Annotated in this window: 18 protein-coding genes; 6 read left to right on the top strand and 12 right to left on the bottom strand. The window is 57.2% G+C overall.

The window, feature by feature from the left end; all coding sequences use genetic code 11:
* Positions 1 to 16: 16 nt before the first annotated feature.
* Positions 17 to 421, bottom strand: a complete 405-nt coding sequence (locus VFA76_03440; protein HZR30893.1) for a RidA family protein — start codon at positions 419 to 421, stop codon at positions 17 to 19.
* A gap of 265 nt (positions 422 to 686) precedes the next feature.
* Between VFA76_03440 and VFA76_03435 the strand changes: the two genes are divergently transcribed.
* The gene (locus VFA76_03435) at positions 687 to 1,238 is read left to right on the top strand and encodes a hypothetical protein (GenBank protein HZR30892.1); all 552 of its coding nucleotides are present in this window, start codon (positions 687 to 689) and stop codon (positions 1,236 to 1,238) included.
* A 7-nt stretch (positions 1,239 to 1,245) separates the two neighbouring features.
* Here VFA76_03435 and rsmD read toward each other — a convergent pair whose 3' ends face one another.
* Complete coding sequence (rsmD, locus tag VFA76_03430) at positions 1,246 to 1,815, bottom strand: 16S rRNA (guanine(966)-N(2))-methyltransferase RsmD (protein ID HZR30891.1); 570 nt, start codon at positions 1,813 to 1,815, stop codon at positions 1,246 to 1,248.
* 127 nt (positions 1,816 to 1,942) lie between these two features.
* Here rsmD and VFA76_03425 point away from each other — a divergent pair, with 127 nt between their 5' ends.
* Positions 1,943 to 3,109, top strand: coding sequence for a site-2 protease family protein (locus VFA76_03425; GenBank protein HZR30890.1), 1,167 nt, complete (start codon positions 1,943 to 1,945; stop codon positions 3,107 to 3,109).
* Between the two features lie 12 nt (positions 3,110 to 3,121).
* Here VFA76_03425 and serA read toward each other — a convergent pair whose 3' ends face one another.
* The 3 genes from serA to VFA76_03410 form a co-directional block, all read right to left on the bottom strand.
* A complete protein-coding gene (serA, locus tag VFA76_03420) occupies positions 3,122 to 4,738 on the bottom strand; it encodes a phosphoglycerate dehydrogenase (protein ID HZR30889.1) in 1,617 nt (538 codons plus the stop codon).
* A complete protein-coding gene (locus VFA76_03415) occupies positions 4,735 to 5,865 on the bottom strand; it encodes an alanine--glyoxylate aminotransferase family protein (GenBank protein ID HZR30888.1) in 1,131 nt (376 codons plus the stop codon). Before VFA76_03415 ends, serA begins: the two co-directional genes overlap by 4 nt.
* 109 nt (positions 5,866 to 5,974) lie before the next feature.
* Complete coding sequence (locus tag VFA76_03410) at positions 5,975 to 7,192, bottom strand: hypothetical protein (GenBank protein ID HZR30887.1); 1,218 nt, start codon at positions 7,190 to 7,192, stop codon at positions 5,975 to 5,977.
* A 163-nt stretch (positions 7,193 to 7,355) separates the two neighbouring features.
* Here VFA76_03410 and VFA76_03405 point away from each other — a divergent pair, with 163 nt between their 5' ends.
* The 3 genes from VFA76_03405 to VFA76_03395 all read left to right on the top strand — a co-directional run bounded on the left by VFA76_03405 (position 7,356) and on the right by VFA76_03395 (position 10,292).
* Entirely contained in the window at positions 7,356 to 7,820 is a 465-nt protein-coding gene (locus VFA76_03405) for a GatB/YqeY domain-containing protein (GenBank protein ID HZR30886.1), read from the top strand.
* Between the two features lie 99 nt (positions 7,821 to 7,919).
* Positions 7,920 to 8,138: a hypothetical protein gene (locus VFA76_03400; GenBank protein ID HZR30885.1), complete on the top strand. Its 219-nt coding sequence runs from the start codon at positions 7,920 to 7,922 to the stop codon at positions 8,136 to 8,138.
* A 390-nt stretch (positions 8,139 to 8,528) separates the two neighbouring features.
* Positions 8,529 to 10,292 carry an OmpA family protein gene (locus VFA76_03395; GenBank protein HZR30884.1) on the top strand — a complete coding sequence of 588 codons (1,764 nt, stop codon included), beginning with the start codon at positions 8,529 to 8,531 and terminating at the stop codon, positions 10,290 to 10,292.
* An 84-nt stretch (positions 10,293 to 10,376) separates the two neighbouring features.
* Here VFA76_03395 and VFA76_03390 read toward each other — a convergent pair whose 3' ends face one another.
* From VFA76_03390 to greA, 7 genes are all read right to left on the bottom strand, one after another.
* A complete protein-coding gene (locus tag VFA76_03390) occupies positions 10,377 to 10,829 on the bottom strand; it encodes a hypothetical protein (protein HZR30883.1) in 453 nt (150 codons plus the stop codon).
* 278 nt (positions 10,830 to 11,107) lie between these two features.
* Positions 11,108 to 12,961, bottom strand: a complete 1,854-nt coding sequence (locus tag VFA76_03385) for a LysM peptidoglycan-binding domain-containing protein (protein ID HZR30882.1) — start codon at positions 12,959 to 12,961, stop codon at positions 11,108 to 11,110.
* Between the two features lie 276 nt (positions 12,962 to 13,237).
* On the bottom strand, positions 13,238 to 16,888 hold the full coding sequence (locus VFA76_03380; GenBank protein HZR30881.1) for a carboxypeptidase regulatory-like domain-containing protein: 3,651 nt from the start codon (positions 16,886 to 16,888) through the stop codon (positions 13,238 to 13,240).
* A 195-nt stretch (positions 16,889 to 17,083) separates the two neighbouring features.
* A complete protein-coding gene (locus VFA76_03375) occupies positions 17,084 to 17,983 on the bottom strand; it encodes an isoaspartyl peptidase/L-asparaginase (GenBank protein HZR30880.1) in 900 nt (299 codons plus the stop codon).
* A gap of 100 nt (positions 17,984 to 18,083) precedes the next feature.
* Positions 18,084 to 18,344, bottom strand: a complete 261-nt coding sequence (locus VFA76_03370; protein ID HZR30879.1) for a hypothetical protein — start codon at positions 18,342 to 18,344, stop codon at positions 18,084 to 18,086.
* A gap of 61 nt (positions 18,345 to 18,405) precedes the next feature.
* Positions 18,406 to 19,047 (bottom strand): CDP-alcohol phosphatidyltransferase family protein, encoded by a 642-nt coding sequence (locus tag VFA76_03365; protein ID HZR30878.1) that lies wholly within the window; start codon positions 19,045 to 19,047, stop codon positions 18,406 to 18,408.
* Positions 19,048 to 19,057: 10 nt separating this feature from the next.
* Positions 19,058 to 19,531, bottom strand: coding sequence for a transcription elongation factor GreA (greA, locus tag VFA76_03360; GenBank protein HZR30877.1), 474 nt, complete (start codon positions 19,529 to 19,531; stop codon positions 19,058 to 19,060).
* Positions 19,532 to 19,754: 223 nt separating this feature from the next.
* Between greA and VFA76_03355 the strand changes: the two genes are divergently transcribed.
* Positions 19,755 to 20,291 (top strand): CarD family transcriptional regulator, encoded by a 537-nt coding sequence (locus VFA76_03355; protein HZR30876.1) that lies wholly within the window; start codon positions 19,755 to 19,757, stop codon positions 20,289 to 20,291.
* Positions 20,292 to 20,376 lie beyond the last annotated feature (85 nt).

Here is a 20,376-nt window from a genome sequence, read left to right as displayed (position 1 = left end):
CTGAAGCAATTTGCTATCAGCTTACTCCGCTTTCGGCGGCGACGATTGCATCGGCTTCGATTTCCACCAGCATGTCAGACGAGACGAAGCCGCTCACCCCGATGATGCTTGCAGCCGGCCGAATATCGCGAAAAAATTCGCCGTGGGCCTTGCCTACCTTTTCCCAATCGGCGGTGTTGACCAGAAAAGTGCGGGTCCGGACCACGTCCCGCAGGCTCGCGCCCGCGCGCGTCAACGCGGCTTCGATGTTGCGCAAAGTCTGTTGAGCCTGCGCGTACACATCGCCGATGCCCACAATCTTGCCTTCTGCATTGGTGGCGGTGGTGCCGGAGACGTATATGTGCGGTCCCACCCGTACGGCGCGGGAGTAGCCAACAATGGGTTCCCAGGGTGTACCGCTGGAGATATTCTTTCTCTCCATGAATGGTTCTCCTATCCCAGGAATAAACTTCAACCTGAATTAGCAGCAGATGAGCTCGTGTGCCAACAAGTTTCAACTCCCGACTATACCCGAAACAGCACTGTCCCACTCCAGCAGCATCTAACGTCATATGGCTGTAAAACCGCCACCGTGGCCGTAAATGGGAGACCCTAATGGGCTATCCCGGAAGTTACTTGTCACAGGTCGTGACGATAGGATAAGAAACGCGGTAGGAATGGCGGAACAGGACTCGGAGGTGGTTTAAGTGATTCCTGAATCTCATCCTTTGCGACAGTTGTTTCTGGAACTTGTGAGCCGGCATTACACCCAGGAAATAGGCCTTCGCGACGCCGAGATGAGCGCCTATGTGGCCAACGTGCTCACCGATTTTTGTGAGGTTGAGCAGCTGCACAAGATCCGGAATGCCGCCGACAAACCGCTGGATGACGTTGGGGAAATGCTGCTGGAATCCGATCCCATCTACGGGCAGGCGCCTTCATTCGACCGCGAGCGACAGGTGCGAAAGCACATCGGGGATTACGCTCTGTTTTTTACCGGCATGTTCCCTGAAAGCATCAGCCATTTCCGTTTGCGTAAACAACGCATGGAAAACTTCATTGATTTTATGAAAGCCGGCAAAGAGAGTTACTACATCGTTTCCAAGTTCGAGTTCTTCGAGTATGCAAAGGTGGCGCCGCTGTTCGCTCGTCTCTCACAGCATTTTGAACAGTGCGTGCACGGACTGAACCTGGTGAAAAATGAGCTTCAGGAGATGCAACATCCGATCACGGTTCGTGCTCAAGAATTTCTGATGTAGGAAATGTTTACCCAACCCCATAGAAGCTGAGTCCTGCGTCGCCCTGCAGGAGCTTGCGATAGCGCTCCAGGGCGCCCGCCCGCTGCGGAGATTCAAACTTACTCGCATGCTCTGCGATGACCACGCTGCCGGGCTTCAAAAGCCGCGATTGAGATAAGAACCCCAATACAGTCTCGTAATCTTCATGCTGCCGATAAGGCGGATCGAGAAAGCAGTAATCGCACACGACAGCCTGGGAATCCAATCGTCGCAAGGCGACGTTTACCTCGCGTTGCAAAACTTCGTAGCTCTCGGTTTCGATTTTCAGGGAGGCAATGTTCTCGCGGATGAGGCCCGCGGCCTTGGGCGACGACTCCACGAAATACACGCTGCGGGCACCGCGGCTCAGGGCCTCAATTCCTACTGCTCCTGTCCCGGCATATAGATCCAGCCAAACTGTTTCAGCAAGCGCCTCGGGATTGCCTGCCGTCAGCACATCAAACAGGGTTTCGCGGAGGCGGTCCGATGTGGGCCGCAGGTCAAGACCGCGAAGGGTCCTGAGAGGGCGGCTACGGTACTTACCCGCTATGATCCTCATTTTTCGCGTGCAGGCAGACCATCTTCTTGCCCTGGTCCTGAATGGACTACAGTGCTCTCGAACGCTGCGGGTTTAAGTGTATAGAATGGAAGAAAGGCGCGGGATAGGCTTCCGCCCTGGCAAACGCATGAAAAGCTGGTCCATTTCGATGGGGCGCGTCTTTGGCGTGGAACTGCGCTTACACCTCACCTTTCTCTTGCTCTTGGCCATTGTGTGGGTAACCGAATCGGCGCCCCAAGGGGCGGTAGGAGCGTGGCGAGGCCTCGCGCTCGTGGGCATCATTCTTTTGTCTGTCGTATTTCATGAGTTCGGTCACTTGTTGGTCGCCAAGCGGGCGGGAGTGCCGGCGCGGAGCATCATCCTGTTGCCGATCGGTGGAGTCACGCTGATGGACGAGAGCCGCATGCAGAATAGCGGTATCGCTCCGGGCGAAAGTGGTATCCCCATCTGGAAGCGCGACATTCGCGTCGCAATCGCAGGGCCGCTGGTGAATTTGGCGATTGCATTTCTGGTGGGCGGCATTTTCCTGGCAGTAGCGCCAGAGGTGGGACTAACGACGAGGCCACTGCTGCACTCATCGCACCTGCTGCGTAGCCTGTTCTGGGCAAATCTCTACCTGGCAATTTGCAATCTGCTTCCGGCCTACCCGTTGGACGGCGGCCGAGTACTGCGCGCCCTATTTTCCCGGAGCATGGAGATCGTACGGGCCACGCGGCGGGCTGTAACCGTCGGGCAGAGCTTTGCCATCCTCTTCATGCTCGGGGGCATGCTGTGGAACTTTCTCTTCGGAGGCGCGGTTTGGACATTGTGGCTGACGCTACTCGGCTTCTTTCTTTTTGTGGGAACACAATTGGAGGAGCGTTCAGTGGTGTTCCAGTCGGTCCTCGAAAAAGTCTGCATGGAAGACGTCATGCTGACGGACTTCGCCACCCTCTCACCGGCAGATACGCTTGAGGACGCACTGGAAAAGGCCGTACATTCGCTGCAGGACGATTTTCCGGTGGTCCGCGGGAGTGACATGGTCGGCGTGGTCTCCAAGCAGAGTATTCTGCAAGCCTTACGCGCCCAGGGAAATGGCTACGTGCAGGCCGTGATGAGCCGTGTGTTCGACGTCGCGCAGCGACGCGAGTCGTTGGCGTCGGCTTTCCGCAAAATCACCGCTCGGGGTCTTACCATCATTCCTGTAGTTGAAGACCAGCGCCTGGTTGGGATTGTGACCCTGCAGAACCTGATGCACAGCATGGCCTTGCTGGCGGAAACGCGGAAGTTACGGCGTGAAGCGCTCAACGGCTGATCCGAGGCCAATCTAAAGTCGAATTGCCTTCGCGGACTGTACCGCGGGAATCTTTCGCAGCTGCTGCAAGACGTCTTCCGGGACCCGACTGTCCACGTGCACAACAGCGACCGCTCCCCGCTGCTCCGTGGAAGAGCGGCGAGACCCGGCGATCTTCCCATTGTGCTCACGACCGAGTGAAAAATCGGCAATGTTGATCTTGTGTTCGCCCAGGATTGTGCCAATACGTCCAATCACGCCGGGTACGTCTCGGTTGCTTAGAAAAACCAGATTGCGCTCCAGAGGCGCCTCCACATCAATCCCATCAACCGCGAGCAGGCGGGGCGACACGTCGTGGAGCACCGTGCCCTTGGCCAGTCTTTCTTCGGTGGTCGTCTTCAGCAACACAGAGATCACGTTTCCGGCAGCGCCACTGCTCCTGCCTCTGCGTGCCTCGTGAACGCGGATGCCGCAATTTTCCGCAATTCCGGCCGCGTTCACCAGGTTGGCATGGTCTGATAGCGCCTGATTCAGCACTCCCTTGATCACTGCATTGCGCACCAGTTCTGTTTTCCACTCCGCTATTTCGCCGCTGTAGCGCAAAGACAATTCTTTTGCATTACCCTCGGCGATCTGCGCCAGGAACCCGCCCAGACGTTCCGCAAGCACGATGTAAGGCTGCATTTGAAGGTACTCGTCATGGGAGACCGACGGCACGTTCACCGCATTCTGTATGACGCCGTGCTTCAAATACTCCTTCACCTGGAGCGCGATCTGATAACCCACCGCCTCTTGCGCCTCATGCGTAGAGCCGGCGATATGCGGAGTGAGCACAACATTCTCCAGCCCCAGCAACGGCGAACCTGTGGGCGGCTCTTCCTCAAATACATCGAGGGCCGCAGCCGCGACTTGGCCGGATTTCAAGGCCTCAGCCAGGGCTGAGGAATCCACGAGTTCACCCCGCGCGCAATTAACCAGGCGCACTCCGCGTTTAGTCTTGCCCAAGGAATCAGCGTTGATCATGTGAGCAGTTTGGGGTGTGAGGCCAACGTGCAGAGATAGGTAGTCGCTCTGTCCGAACACCTCATCCAACCCGAGCAGCCTGATTCCTTGTTCGCGCACGATTGCTGTAGATACGAAGGGGTCGTGGGCCACAATTTCCATTCCGAAGGCACGGGCACGGCGCGCCACCTCCATTCCGATACGTCCCAGCCCCACGATGCCCAGAGTTTTGCCACGAAGTTCGGTGCCCTGAAGTGACTTTTTCTCCCAGCGGCCGGCGCGAGTGAGCTCATTTGCCCGGCAAACATGTCGAGCCAGGGCCAGCATGAGCGCGAAGGTGTGCTCGGCCACGGCCACGGCATTGGCGCCGGGCGTGTTCATTACCGCGATACCCTTTCGGGTAGCGGCCTCGAGGTCAATATTGTCCACACCCACGCCGGCGCGTCCGATGACGCGCAGTTTGCGAGCATGTTCGAGAATGGCAGCGTTTACTTCCACAGCGGAGCGGACGATGAGCGCATCAGCAGCTTCAATATGGCGGGTGAGATGTCCGTCAACCTGCTCGGGCGTGACCAGCGTCCAGCGGCTTTCTTCGCGCAACAGGTTGACTGCCGATGGCGAGATCTTTTCTGCGATTACGATCTTCATAACGCTTTGGCTTCGCAGAGTTCAGCCGTGTGCTCGGCATAGGTTGTTTGTGCCGCGCGCAAGCCCATCCCAAATTCCACTTTGCCGTTGGTCACAGAAGCGAGCACGTGCTCCAGGGCGCCTATTATGGCGATGGTATCGAGGTAATCGTAATAACCGAGATGAGCGATGCGGAAAAGCTTGCCCTTCATTTCACTCTGCCCGTTGGCGATGACCGCACCGAATTGTTCACGGAAGGTCGACACGATCTTGCCGGAGTCAATTCCTGGCGGAGGTACAAGGGCGGTGAGAGCAGAAGCCGGGCACCCGGGCGAGAATAACTGTAAGCCCAGCGCTTGCGCAGCAGCACGGGTCATCTCGGCGGAAAGCTCAGCACCGGTGATAAGGGTATTCCGACCTGCGGCAAGATTGCCGTTTCCGATTTGCCGGATATATTTCAACGCGGCGGCCAATGCTGCGACTAAAGACGTGGCCGGGGTGAAGGCTGATTCGCCCTTTGAGGCCGCCTTCCGCTCCTTCCGCAGGTCGAAGTAGTAACGCGGAGAATGAGCCGATTCCATCCTTTGCCAGGCGCGCTCGCTGACCGAGCAGTAGGCCAGTCCGGGCGGGATCATCAGAGCCTTTTGCGAACCTCCGATGATGACGTCTATGCCCCAACCGTCTATGTCGAATTGCGTTGTACCCAAACCGGTGATTGCATCTACCACCAACAAAGCGGCGGGTGCGTGGGCCCGCATCAGGCGAGAGACACTTTCAACGTCGTGGCGCGCGCCAGTTGAGCTTTCAGTGGCCTGCATGTACACAACGCCAGGTCCCTCATCCAACTTCGAGCGAATGTCTGCTGGGGTAAAAGTCTGTCCGTATGGGGCGCTGACCATTTCCACTTTGCAACCAAAACTCGTGGCCAGATCGCGCCATCGCTCGCCGAATTTCCCCGCCGAAAGCACCAACACTTTGTCGCCAGGGGAGGTCAGGTTTGAAATCGAAGCCTCCATGGCGCCGGTTCCAGACGAAGCCAGTACCAGCACATCGTTGTGGGTGCCGATGAACTCTTTCAGATCTGCCAGGGTTTCACTGTAGAGCGCCCGGAAATCGGAGGTGCGGTGATGCATGCTGGCCGATGCCATAGCAACCTGTGCAGCCGGCAGCAAAGGGGTTGGCCCGGGGGTAAACAGTCGCGGCTTTCTGAGCATGCTTTGGAAACCTTTCGCGTGGATCGCCGGCCGCGATCTTGGATCAGTCTACTGGGACGCTCTGATAATTGACCGGAACGCCACTTGCAAGGCGGTGCCCTGAAAGAAATATTACCAGTCCGGACTTGGGATCGTCGGCGTTACGAACTATCAGGATACCGTCGCCATTAATCGGTTCGGGCGCGGGCCCGTTCCATTCCACCCCTGGAACGCGGGATTTGCGCAGGCGTGCAGCCACAGCGAGCGAGGGAAAGCGTGTGTCATAACGAACAGCCCCGTTGGAGATTATCAGCACGCGCCGGGAGCCGTCAGCCCGTACCAGCACGTAAGCAGCGTCCGCGTCATTGCCTTGGCCTGAAAAGTCACCGCTGATGAGCCCGCTCACGGTTGCGCCTTTACTCCGCATCCAGGCCAGAGTATTAGGATCAAAATCGTCGCTACTGGCAGTATGCCAGCCGCTCAATCCCACGATCAGGCTTGCATGCGCAGGCGGCACCCCGGAGATCTCCACCGCAGCCGCGTCCGTTTTAGGCACAGTTGCCCGAGGGCGACTGGCAGCTACGACCAGAGAAATCGCCGCCACGATGCCCACGATAATGGCAGCCCTGCCCAATAGCCTGCGCTCCTTTTCGATCGGCTTAACCACAATCGTGTCCGCGCCGGGCATTTCCGAGAGCGCCGCTCCCAGCGTTGCGATGGAACGCAAGTGCTCTAGTACGTGATTAGCCGTGGCGGGTGTCGGGATCTCTAACTCGCTTAGTTCGAGCGCCGACTCCGCCAGTGCAAGAAAGCTGTTGCCCGAGCAAGCCAGCTGGCGCAGGCAGGTGGGGACCTGCTTCATGGCAAGAAACATACGTGCTTGCGTGGCATCGTCGCTGCGCGCCACGAAGCGAGAGTCGAAGATCATGTCGCCGGTGCGCAGGGTAGTACGTCCCTCGGTGGTTTCGGCCGAGCGTGGTGCGATCCAGAGGGTGAAGGTTGAAGGCACGCCCACGCGGATGTTCAATCCGGGGACGCTTTCCTTGTTGGAAAATCGGACCACAGCGGGTAGGCGGCCCATATTGCCGGAGGTGACCAGATCGCCTCCGTCACGAAAGATCTCTCCCCCTAGGGACTTGGCAATGCGTTCGGCGTCTCGAGCAATCTGGGTAAAGCCCATGAATCGACACAAATTTCGGGCCAGGGCAATCAGAGCACCCAAGATAGCTACCCCTAAGATAATGGCCAGGGTTATGGCCAGCGGTGAAAGAGACGAAATCATGTTTTTTATTTCCAGATAGTTGCTTCCCGCAAACGTCGGAGCCTCCTGCAAGACCGGCTCATATAGAACGCCGGAACTTACAAGAGACGGTTCAGTTTCTGGGGACGGATGCGCCGATCATAACCCGCTCACTCGAGGGAATCAACCAAACTATAATGCCTTCATGAGCATAAGCGAACAGGTACAAAAGGACATGACCGACGCGATGCGGGCCCGGGATGAACACCGGCTCTCCGCCCTTCGGATGGTTAAAGCCGCCTTGAAGAACCGTGAAGTTGAAAAACGCGGGCCTCTGGATGATAAGGAAGCCATGGCAGTCCTGAACACGTTGATAAAGCAGCGTCGCGACTCGGTTGAGCAGTTCACCAAAGGCGGGCGGCACGAGATGGCAGAAAAAGAAGCCAACGAGATCAAGCTCATAGAATCCTACCTGCCGAAAGCCATCGGAGAAGCAGAAATCGTGACCGCGGTTCGCGCCAAGATTTCCGAACTGGGTTCCCCTTCCATGAAAGACATGGGAACAGTTATGAAGGCTGTAATGGCGGATTTCCAGGCGAAAGGCGCGCGGGTTGACGGAAAAGCGGTAAGCGATGCGGTGAAGCGCGAGCTAAGTACGCCCGCGAAGTGAGGTGTGGCCTAGAGGCTTTGGTAATATCGGGTTCCTGGCGCGCCGTCATCGCTTTTCTTTTTACCGGGGAACCGATTCCCCATATCTGAGGAGGCAATCATGGGAAATGAATCGCTCAACTTACCTATTGGTACCCGCCGCAATGAAGATATCGCCCTTGACATGATGAAGTTCATAGCCATGACAACCAGTTACGGCAAGACTGGTTCCCCGGGGGCGGGATTCGGCGGAAACACGGTTTCTAAGGCGGAAGACTACGCCACCCATCTACTCGAGCTCTACGGACGATGTCTGGCGGCAGTTGAACGGAAGAAATAGACGCCCAACCAGCGGCCATGGCTTCCCTACGACCAAAGAAGAGCGCCCCGGTAAACCCCTGGGTTGCGCAGGGCATCGGTTCCTAATAAGCCGGTTCTTCTGAGGTTACAAGCCATGAGAGTTCCACGTTGTTTGTCTTTATTGGTAATACTGCTCGTGTCGTCGTGGGTCATTGCCCAGCAGCCCGAAACATCAACTCCGACCACAACCCCAGCTGATCAGCCGTCAGGCCAGCAGAGCGGTGGCTACTCTGGGCAGCGGAGCACAACCTCCCCCGCGGATCAGCAGAATACGTCCGGCCAGGGTACGTCAGGTCAGAGCACGGCGAGTCAAAGTCCGGTCGAGAATCAGACTGGCACCGAGAAACAAGACTCCAGCCAAGTGGAACCGATGGCGCAAACGCCTGTGTACCGCATTACGGTGGTCTCGCGGACGACCAAAGCAGTGAATTATCGCCATCGCGGTGGATCCACCCGGGTGGACTTCCGCGGAACTGACCTGATGCCGCAGGTAACCGGGTCGGCCAAGGTTGATAGCAAAGCCGGAAGACTCGAAATCAATGCCGGGTTTGACCACCTGCAGCCGGCACGCAACTTCGGCCCCGAATATCTGACCTATGTTTTGTGGGCAATCACGCCAGAGGGACGCCCCAGCAATCTGGGCGAACTCGTGCCTGGAGACGGCGGGGTCAAGATACATGTAACGACTGGGCTGCAGTCCTTCGGCATGATCGTAACTGCGGAACCATATTTTGCGGTCACACAGCCAAGCAATCTGATAGTGGCGGAGAACGTTGTTCGGCCCGATACTGCGGGTTGGGAACAGCCGATTGACACGAAATTCGACCTGCTGGAACGTGGCGCGTACACCATTGATGTTCCTGCTGCACAACTACCCGCCACGAGTGCTCCCCCCAATACACCGCTGGAACTGATGGAAGCCATGAATGCGGTGGCCATCGCCAAGGCCGCAAAAGCAGATCAGTATGCGCCTGATGCGTTACAGAAAGCGCAGGATTTTCTGGCGAAGGCGCAGGATTATTTGACTCGTAATCAAGGTCGAACCCCGATTGGAACCGTCGCCCGGGGCGCAACTGAATCGGCCGAGGATGCGCGCGTCCTAACTATTCGCAAACGCGAGCAGGAACGGTTGGATGCGGAACGGCGCTCGATGCAGGAGCAGACGACACAGGCCCAGAGTGAGGCGCAGCAGTCCGCTGCGCAAGCGCAACAGGCAGCCCAAGAACGTCAAAAGGCGGAAGAGGCCCGCGCACAAGCCGAGCAACAGGCCCAGAACGCAACCACCGAAGCCGAACAACAGCGGCAGGCCGCCGAGCAGGCCAAGGCGGATGCTTTAGCACAGCAGCAACAGGCGCAAGCAGCCAACCAGCAGGCGGAACAGCAGCGGCAGGAGGCAGAAGCCGCCAGGCAGGCAGCCCAAGCCCAGCAGCAAGCCGCCCAAGCCGAAATCCAACGTGCGAACCTGGCGGCACAGCAGGCGCAACAAGAGAAAGAACAAATGCGTACCCGGCTTCTGCAGCAGCTCAACCAGGTGTTGCAAACCCGGGACAGCGCGCGGGGATTGATCGTCAATATGTCCGACGTTCTGTTTGATTTCGGGAAGAGTACGCTGAGGGCGGGAGCGCGTGAGCGGTTGGCCAAGGTGGCGGGAATCGTTTTAGCTTATCCCGATCTCCGCCTGCAGATTGAGGGTCATACCGACAACGTCGGTAGCGACCGATACAACCAGCAGCTTTCTGAGCGCCGAGCTGGAGTGGTGAAGGATTACCTCGTAGCCCAGGGAGTCAACATCAATAATGTCACCGCTCAAGGTTTAGGCAAGACCCAGCCTGTAGCCTCGAATGCCACGGCCACAGGTCGGCAATTGAACCGCCGAGTTGAGCTGATTGTAAGTGGCGAGGCAATTGGGAACCAGGTGGGCGCCATGAACCCGGCGGGAGGAGCGCCCAACACTGCAGTTCCCGGCGGCCAGATCCCAGGAAGCCAAGCGGCAGTTCCGTCACAAACTGGGACTGCGCAGCAGGGCAACTCTTCAGTGGGGCAGAGCGGAAGCAGCCAACCGGAGAACGGGCCGGCTCCCCAGAGTACTCCCCCGAGTATGCCCCAGAGCGGGTCCCAAACACCGCCCCAATGACTCGTGCGCAGCGATGGGCAACGGAAATAAATTCGGCGGGCTGCTGGAGACGTCGGCAGCCCGCCGGATGTTTTTGGGAAGGATTTAGCGCCGGCGTTTGCCGCGCGCGGGCTTCCGTTTGCGCGCACTGGAGCGCTTACCCTTTCGCGAGCTGGATTTCTTAGCGGCTTTTTTCCCGCCACGCTTCTTGCCGCGAGCTTTGGCCGCCCTCCCTTTGCGCGCAGTGGAACGGCTACGAGTGGATTTTCGCGCGGAGCTCTGTTTCTTGGCGGCCTTCTTGGGGGCAGACTTTCTGGCCGGTGCCTTACGTGCTCCGCCGCCACCGCCACCGGAGCCACGTCCTCCGCCTCCGGATTCGATATCGCTCGCCGGTTGGGATGGCATTGAACCAGTGGATACAGACGATCCACCTGGTTCCTCTTCTTCTTCCTCTTCCTCTTCGTAATCTTCTTCCAGAGATTCGCCATACGAACCGGTGTCGCCGAATTCGTCCATATCGTCATCACGCCCGTACAACGTCACATCGTCCGATAGCATGTTGCCTCCGATCTCTCCGGTCTCTGATCGAGACTCAATTTTGCAAAAAATAAAAGAATTGCCAGACCTACGCTGCTGCGTATTGCCCAAGATCAATTCAACATACGAAAAAGCTTGCCCCTGCTCCACGGTCCCGCAAATGGCGCGCGATTATAGCACAACGATTTCAAGTGACAGGACACATGCTGCAAGCGTTGCGCGCCCAAGAATATTACACCCGCCGGAGCGGCAGCGTCTGCAAGTGAAGACTGCGCAAATTTGGGGTGGCGGTTGGTGGCTTAACGCGATTGGTTTATAACCAGCACGTCGCCAGCGCGAAGGTTGGAGGCCACTTTGTGGTTGTCGCGCCGAAGTGCCTCAACCGTGGTGTTGTAGGTGCTTGCGATGCTGTAGAGGGTTTCGCCGCGTTGGACTTTATGGAGCACCCGAGCACTCGAGCTCACAGTTCGTATCTTGCTGGCGGACTTTGATTTGGACGATTTTGTGCGGGATGGCGCGATCTCCTGCCCAGGTGAAACCGGCAAATGAATGACCAGCAGTCGTCCGGACCGAACACGGTCGCCGCGTAACCGATTCCAGCGACGTATGCGTTCGGCGGGAACACCGAAATCACTGGCAATGGAGGCTATGGTGTCGCCCCTTCTGACGCGGTAACGAGTCCCGTGGCGAGAATAGACAACTTCTTCACCCGGCACGCGATGTCCGGGTGCAATTGGAATAATCACCTTGCTTTCCGCTTTAAGCTCATCGGCTTGCAGATGATTGACGTCGAGAATCGCCTTGCTGGTCACCCGATAATTGCGAGCGATGCCGCTCAGCGTATCCGCGGGGGCCACCTTGTGGTAGCGCCACCACACTCGCATGTCGCGCGGTATGGCAGCGATAGCGGCTTGATACTTGTCGGCGGTTCCGAGAGGTAGATGGAGTTCATATCCGCCCTGCTTCGGGCTGACCGTCCGCAACAAACTGGGATTGAGCTCCTGCAGGTTCTGCAGGGTAGAGTCCACGCACTGTGCCACCAGGCGAAGATCCACGGGATAATCAATTGTCAGCCGGTCCACTTCCAGAGGTTTGTCGGGAATGATTTCGTCCAAACCGTACTGGGCGGGATTCTTGGCCATAATGGTGACCGCCAAGATGATGGGAACGTAATTCCGCGTCTCTTTGGGCAGCACGCCACGCCGATAGAGCTGCCAGAAATCAGCATAGCCAGTGCGCCTGACGGCATGCTGCACCGTCAGCGGACCCGAGTTGTAGGCAGCCATTGCCAAGTACCAGTCGCCGAACTGGTTATAAAGATCCTTCAGGTGACGGGCAGCAGCCCGGGTTGATTTCTCCGGATCCTGGCGCTCGTCAACCCAGGCGTCACGCCTTAGGCCATATCCGCGAGCGCGAGCGGAAATGAACTGCCACATCCCGCGTGCGCCCGCACGCGAGAGGGCCAAGGGACGAAATCCCGACTCTGCTTCGGCCAGGTAAATTAAGTCCTGAGGAACGCCTTCCTCTTTCAAAACGCGAGAGATCATGTCCTGGTACAGACCCGCGCGCGTGAGAGCGCGCTCCAAAACGTCCCGTCCCCGAGTGGAGTAGTAATTAATGTAACTGGCGACGGTATCGTTGAGCATAAGAGGCAGGTCGGAATGGGTCTTGCGGACCTCGGCTTCGGCTTTGGCCTTTATGTTCGGATCAACCGGAAATGTAACCTCGTTGGCTTCGTCAATGGGCGCAGGTTCGGACTTTTGCTGCTCTGGGACCGCATCGGCCTGCTTCAGCCCTGTAAGTTCAAGGCTATTCACTCCGTCAACGATTTTGTCGAACTCGTTTTGAACTCGTGGATCGGAACCCGCCCCAGTGGGGGCTCCGGCGAGCAGATCAAAGGCACGGTCGAAATTGCTTTTTGCCGCGTCGGTGCGGCCAGCGGAATACTGTGCTTGCCCTGCCTCATATTGTTTGTCGGCTGCGGCAACCAGATTGTCGATTGCATCGGATTGCGATTGCTGTTTTGGTTCTTCCTCAATTCTGGGCCGTTGTGATTCTGCTTTGACTGCCTTTGTGGACTTGTTGGTTCTGGCTACCTTGGCGGATTTTGGGGTCAGCGTGGGTGGGGCAGGCTCCGCCGGCGCCACAGCCATTGGCTTCTTAGCGCTCTGGCAGCCAGTAATGCTCAGGACCAAGGCAGCGACTACCGCCGTCCAACACTTAGGTTTCGGAATCTGCATGCGCCTATTGGACTTAGCCGGTCCAGCCTTGATTTGGGATGCGAATTTCGGGATCTCTGGAATCCTACTATGGAAATTTTTGATGGGTCAATGAAACCTAGGTACTAGGGTAACCTTACGTTGGGACGTGTACGCGGCTTTCGGGGAAGGCGCGAGGACTGCGCCCCACCCGCCCCTCGGCTTCAACGCTCACCACGAAAGCTTCAGCGCCAACTGAAACTGCCGAGGATCAAAAGCCGCTGTGGGACGCCCAGCATCACTCCACAACGGGTTCACATCCGCCACGTTGAACCGGTTGATAAAGTTGAATACGTCAACCATACCGTCCAGTGCCAGACGCTCACCCAGCTGTATACGGCGCGCTATCCGCATGTCAGTAAATAGAGTCATCGGACGTACTCCGGCGTTGCGAGACAGGTTGCCGGTAAGTGTGCCACTCAAGAAACAAGCGGGCTGAAGGAATCCAGTGGGTGAGAAAGACGATGCCATAGCGGAGTCGCCGCACGCATTGGGCGGGGCGCCGCTTCCGACCGTAAGTGGCCGGTCAGTGGTGGTACCAAAATCAAAATTGCGATCAGAGCCCACGATGATATTGAACGGCCGACCGGCACCGGCCTCGATGATGGGCGCAAAGGTCCAATTGCTGGCAACCTTGCTCCAGACTGAATCACCACTCACCCTGCCGGTCTGATACATGCCGCTGAAAACGAACCGGTGGCGCTGGTCAAAGAGTGACGTCGAGCGATCCAGGTTGGGGCGGTAATTGTCCTGCGGAGATAAGGGAGACTCGAGGTCAGTGGAGTCGTCAATCGCGTGGGAGTAGGTGTAGGAAATCAGGAATTCGTAATGATCGCTAAACCGCTTCTTCAGATTGGCGGTAAAGCCGTGATAAACAGAACTGCCATTGGAAAAGTTTGCCGGCATATCGCTGAACGGGATGCAGCCGGAGAGGCTCAGGGGATCGCAGGTACTGTTGAGTCCCTCTGCGGACAAGATCTGTTGCGCCAATTGGACGCAACCAGCTCCTCCTTGGGCAATAAGGCCGCGTGCCAATGACGGATTCAAACCAGAGGGCCGGAAGAAGCTGACCAGGGCGGCACTCACCCAAGGCTGCCCGGCGAATGGGCCGGGATTCATGTCCACTCCGCACGGCGCGCCCGAGGACCCCACCAAGAGCGGTGCGGCGCCGCCTCCCCCAACTGCTGCTGGATCGCCTGCGGCGGCCGCAACCTGCCAGTTCCGTATGAGCAGATCAGACCGGACCGCGTTGGCATTAATGGGGCGGTTCAGATGCCGGCCGCCATTGAAGTTGTACTGCAGGCTAAGGGCAAAATCGTGACCTAAGTCGCGCTCGATGGTCAGATTTGCCTGGTTGGAATAGGGATACTGAAAGTTAGCGGACGTTGGGAAACCAAATGGCTGCACCACCAGCGGTATGCCGGCAGCCAGATATTGCTGCCCAACGAAAGCAGAGGGCGCGTTCGGCGTCGGATTGAAGCGCTGCTGTCCGGCCAAATAGTTTGTGGCCTGCGCGAAACCTGGCGGGGTACAGTTGGCATTTCCGAGGGTCCCCTGAAAGGTATTCGCCGCGTTCATGTTCAACGGGCTCGGCGTACTGGCGGCAGTGCATGGTGCGCCACCAAACAAGACCATCTGCGGCGCCTGAGCCGCATCGGCTACGTCAGAATCGAAGGCTAAAGCCAGCAGCGGGTGATCATAGAAAAGCCCGTAAGATGCACGGACGACGGTTTTCCCATCCTTGCCTGGATCCCAAGCTATTCCGAGGCGAGGCGCAACGTTATTGGTATCGCGGGGAATGCCCTGGGTGATCCCCAACGAATTCTGCGCGGCTTGGGAGAGCGGATTAATGGCGGCAAAGGTGGGCGTCAGCTCTACTTCGTAACGTACCCCATAATTCAGCGTGAGGTTGGGACGCAAACGCCAACTATCTTGAATGAATCCGCCGAGCGGGACATTGGTAAACGCGTCGTGAGGATTGCCTACACCCTGAATGAAGTTTGAGGGAAGCCCTGCGCCGTATGCCTGCACAGCCGAGAAAGCCGGGAAGGGCTGCGGAAACGGGTTCACGGCACCGAAGTTATAGACTCCACCGAAATTGACGGTGAAGTTCGCGGTCAAGGGGATGAAGTTACCATCAAGCCCGAACCGCAGACTGTGGTTCCCGTGGATCCATGAAAAATTATCAGTGGCCTGATAACGCTGCTCAGTGCGGTCTACAAAGGAAAATGGTTCTCGTCCGAAGAACGCGAATCCGGGGATGTTGACGGCCACACTGCCGCCACCAGGCGCGTGCGAGAAGTTGTAGAGTAAGCCCCGGCGGGCGTACTGAAAGCGGAATTCGTTCACTTTGTTTGCGCCCAGCGTCCAGGTGTCCTGTCCGGCGACGGTAACATCTCGGTAGGTTTGCTCCGAAGTGCGCGAAAACGCATTCTGACCGAAGTTCTGCGGTCCCTGCGCATTCACCTGAATACCCGTGGTCGTGCTGGGGCTGACGTTCCCGCGCAACGATACCTGCTGGGAGTTGGTTAAACGATGGTCCAGCCGCAGCGAATAGAGGCTTGTTCCCTCCGAGATGGGGTAATTTCCCACGATTGAGTTGAGCGGTACGAAAGAACTTGGCAAGAGGGCGTTACTGGTAGGAAATACAGGAAAACCGCCCAGGGATGCCGGCAAGGCGCCATTTAGCGCTACTGCTGCGGAGCCTCCTGCCAGGCCTGTGTACTGTGCCACCGCCATGGCGAACGCTGGCGACGCCTTCTCCATCGCTATGGTTGCAGGGTTGGTTAAGAAGGCCACCTGTTCCTGTGTTAGAAGCAAGGTCCCAAACGGCTGGCCCACCAAAGTCGTATCAAAGGGCACGAACCCGAAGTTGTTGGCGCCGATGTTGGAGAAACCGGTTTCTCGGCGGCGCGTTGTCTCATAAGAGAAAAAGTAAAACGTCTTGTCTTTCTTGATCGGTCCACCCAAGGTAAGGCCAGCCTGCACCCGGGTGTAAGCGGGATCGGAGACATTGCTGAAAGGATTGACAGCCTGAAGATTGCGATTCCGTAAGAACCCGAATACGTTACCGTGGAATGCATTCGAGCCAGAGCGAGTAATAATGTTTACCACCCCGCCCGAGGCGCGACCGTATTCTGCCGAATAGCTATTCTTGATAATTTGAAACTCCTGCACCGCCTCCTGCGAAACCGTAGAACGAATGCCGTTCACCGAATTATCCACCGCGTCCGCGCCATCCACATTCACCAGATTTTGACGGGCGCGCTGGCCGCCAAAGTTCAAACCAGATGTGGGCGCCGCTCCGATACTTGGAGCCGTATCGCGTGCGATCTGCGAATCGGTGAGGGCAAAGTTGATGTAGTTCCGCCCGTTGATGGGGAGATTGTCAATTCTTCGCTGATCAATGGTGGTGGTCGAGGAGGTGCGCTGGGTCTCGACCAGCTCGGCCTCGCTTGAGACTTCTACGGTTTCAGCTGTACCCGCTACCCGTAACGTAACCGGCAATGTAGCCAATTGACCTACGGTGACGATGACGTCACGACCTAAGAACTTGGCAAATCCTGGCGCCTCCACCGTAATTGTGTATTGACCGGGTGGTAGGAACGCAAATTGATATTCGCCATTGGAGCTGCTGCCGCTGCGGCGAGTGAAGCTCTGGGCTTGATTCAGCGCCGACACGGTGGCGTTATTCACCAGCGCACCGTTCTGGTCCTTGACCAAAATATGCAGTTCTGCCGTGGCGGCCGACTGCGCCGCCGCCGATATCGCAAGCACAGCCAACACACTTGTCACGCAAACGAGCTTCACCAGGTTTTTCATCGGGCACTCCTCATTAGGGTGGTACACCGGCTGACAGGACCCGTCCTCGAGAAGTGGCACTCGGGGGCGGCAAACAGCAATCGGCAAAGGGTTGATTTCCCGCAGTTTTTACATCAGGAAAGGCATGAAAGCAAGTATTTCCGAAGGGTAGTCTAGAAATGGGACAGCCAGACAGGCACTATTGGCTGCAGTGCACTAGGTATTCCTTGTGATGCCGCATTCTTGTTTCGCCACCGTTGCGGCGCCCCAAGCCATTCGCGGAGTGTTGTGGGCAATGCCGCACCGTCCATGGGGATCCAAAAGGATGATGCCACCGTGCCCGTTTAAGCGGGATTGGAGATATTTGATCGCATCAGCCGCGGCCTGGGGCGCAGCGACGTAGCCCCCAACTCGGTCGGTTGCCCATTTCGCCAATACAAGCTTCATGATGGGCTCGCCCCAGCCAGTGGTCGATGCGGCGGCAGTTTGATTGTCCGCATAGCAGCCGCAGCCAATCAAGGAAGAGTCGCCGACACGGCCAGGCGTTTTGTTCAGGGTGCCGCCGGTCGAGGTAGCCGCAGCCAGGTTACCGCGCTGATCCAGAGCCACCGCCCCAACCGTGTCATGAGACGCAGAGAAGGTGGATTCGGCGCTGGTGCTGGACTGGACCTGCCGCAAACGCTCAACCTCTCGCGGAATCACCAGGTCCTCATTGCGGCACCGCGGGATGCCGTGCTGTTCGGCAAAACGTTCGGCGCCCTCGCAGACCAGATAAACGTGCGGACTCTCATCCAGAACTTTGCGCGCCGCCCGAATTGGATTGCGGATGTGCTCCACGCATCCCACCCCGCCGGCCCGCAAAGTGGCGCCGTCCATCATGAGAGCGTCGAGCTGAACGCGGCCATCGCGATTTAAGAAGCTGCCACGGCCGGCGTCGAAGGCTTCATCGTCTTCCATGATGACAACTGCCTGCTCGACCGCGTCCAGAGCGGAGCCGCCGCGATGCAATACTTCCCATCCTGCCCCCAGCGCCTTACCGATGCCATGCAGATGGTCGTCTACCATCTCGTCGGGGATTGCCCAACCACCACCATGAACCACCAGGACTGGATCCATGCCCACCGGTACTCAGAGCGCAGCCATAGGAAGACGAGTTGCACAGTCTAGCATCGCCGCGCTACACGTTCTTTGGGAATCGCAGGGAAGGAACCAGCCGCTACTGCGGAGCAGTTTCGGTTTTCTCCTCGGTCTTTGCGGCACCCTGCCGGGTCTTTTTCGCGCCCTTGTGGACGATTTTCTTGGCCGTATGCTTGGTCTTGTGGCCAACTTTTTTCGCTGCTCTCTTGGTAGCGTGGCCAGCTTCTTTCATGTCGCCTTTTACGCCCGTGTCCGTGCTGGTTGTCTCTTGAGCAAATGCGCCCACGCCAACCCCCAATGCAAGCACCAAAACCAGAAATGCGTTTACCAATTTAGTCATATTTTCCTCACTGGATTGTTATATTCGAACTTCTGATACATAACCCTACTGATACATAACCCTACGCGACTGAAATTGTTGTTTGCGGTTTTTGCAATTCTTCTGAGCGTGTCCGCTGCCAGGTGTAGTAGATACGGTGTGCGACGGTAATGTTTGAGAGTACGGCAATCACCCACAGAACCGGAGCCATGCGGTTAAAAACCGCTCCTATGATGACCAGGACGAGTCTCTCAGGCCGCTCCATGAATCCCACTTTGCAAGTTCCAATCAGAGACTCCGCCCGCGCGCGGGTGTAGCTGACCATAACTGATCCGGTCATAACAACGGCCACCAGCACCACATAGAAGAACCGGTTTACGCGCGCGTAGTAAACCAGCAATCCAAAAAAAAGAGCGACGTCGCTGTAGCGGTCCACCACGGAGTCGAAAAAGGCGCCGAAGCGGGTGACCTGGTTAGTGGCGCGAGCCACCCGGCCGTCTACCATGTCCATAAAACCGGCGAGGATGATGACCATTCCGGCGTAGAAAAACATGCGTTGTTGGTTCTCGGCAGTGGCGTACCCGAAGAAGAAAGCTGCAAAGGAATTGATCACCAGGCCCAGAAAAGTGAGTGCGTTAGGCGAAATGCGGGTCAATGCCATGCGATCTACGATGGCGGTCAACAATACGCGGCACCCGCGTCCGAAAGCTCCTGTCCAGCTCACTGCGGCATCCTCACTGGGCCACGTCGTGGATGGTACTCAAGCGGAGAATTTCAAGCTCCCGCTTGCCGTTGGGGGTCACAACGATGGCTGTATCGCCCACCTTCTTGTTGATGAGCGCGCGGCCTATGGGCGAAGTAGTCGAAATCTGCCCCTTCTCGACATCCGATTCTTCGCTTGTAACCAGCTTGTACTCGATCTCCTCGTTTTTGGTGGAGTCGAAGACTTTAACCGTGGATCCCAGGCCAGCCTTGTCCCTGGGAATGTTGCTCATGTTGATTAAGGAAAGGTCGGCCATCCGCTTCTTAAGCTGCCCCAGGCGCGCGCGAACGAATTCCTGGCGCTGCTTAGCCATGTGGTACTCGGCATTTTCACTGAGATCACCTAGAGCGGCCGCTTTTTTCAGCTCCTTAGGGAGTTCATGGGTAAGCTCGTGCTCGAAGCTTTCAATTTCTTCCTGGAGCTTCTTCTTGATCTGTTCCGTCATATGCTAACGCCAGGATTATAAACCGTTTGTTAGTGGCATAGTTTGGAAGGTTGAGGCCATTGCATGGCCATCCAAAGCAGCTGCTTTGCGGTGCACCGGGAGTTTGAAGCTATGGAGCACTCCAAGGGGGCTAACACATAGCTAAAATTGACGTTTTCCCGTTTTGGGGTTATACTAATTTGCGTTGTTCCCCAGATGTAGCCTGCTTTTTGGTGTGCCTCTCATGATGATCAGCGAATTGAATTTCCACATCGGTGACAAGGTCGTTTACCCCAACCACGGCGTAGGAATCATTGAGCAAATTAGCAGCCGGACCACGGGGGCCACGGTAGAGAAATTCTACCTCCTCAAGATTAAGTCCAGCAGTCTCAAGGTGATGGTGCCATTCCACAATGTTACAACTGTGGGCCTGCGACGGGTGGTGAGGAACGGGGAGGTACAACGGATCCTCGAGTACCTGACCGACGGAGAATGCAATAACAACACCGACTGGAAATACCGTTTCAAGGAAAATTCGGAGAAGATGCGCACCGGGTCTCTTCTTGAAGTAGCGGCGGTCTTGAAAAGCTTGCTGGTATTGGGCCAGACCAAGCCTTTGTCATTCAGGGAAAAGAAGATGCTGGAGCGCGCTCGCTACCTGCTGGTCAGCGAACTGGCCATGGCTAAGAACCTTGAAGAAGTTGAAGTTGAGGACATGCTCACCAAGGCCCTCTCCAAGTCTAAGCTCCGCTTCCCTGAGGCCTCGCCCGCCGAAGCCTAACGGCTCCTGGGTGTATTAGCACGCAGTTCAGCAGACCACACCTTACCTTTGCCCGGAAACCTGCCGGTCCTTCCACACATCCATA

The sequence above is a fragment of the Terriglobales bacterium genome (genome assembly GCA_035651655.1).
In the GTDB taxonomy this organism is placed as follows: domain Bacteria; phylum Acidobacteriota; class Terriglobia; order Terriglobales; family Acidobacteriaceae; genus DASRFG01.
The sequence above is the reverse complement of the archived record's forward strand: the minus strand, read 5'-3'. Positions and strand labels throughout refer to the sequence as shown.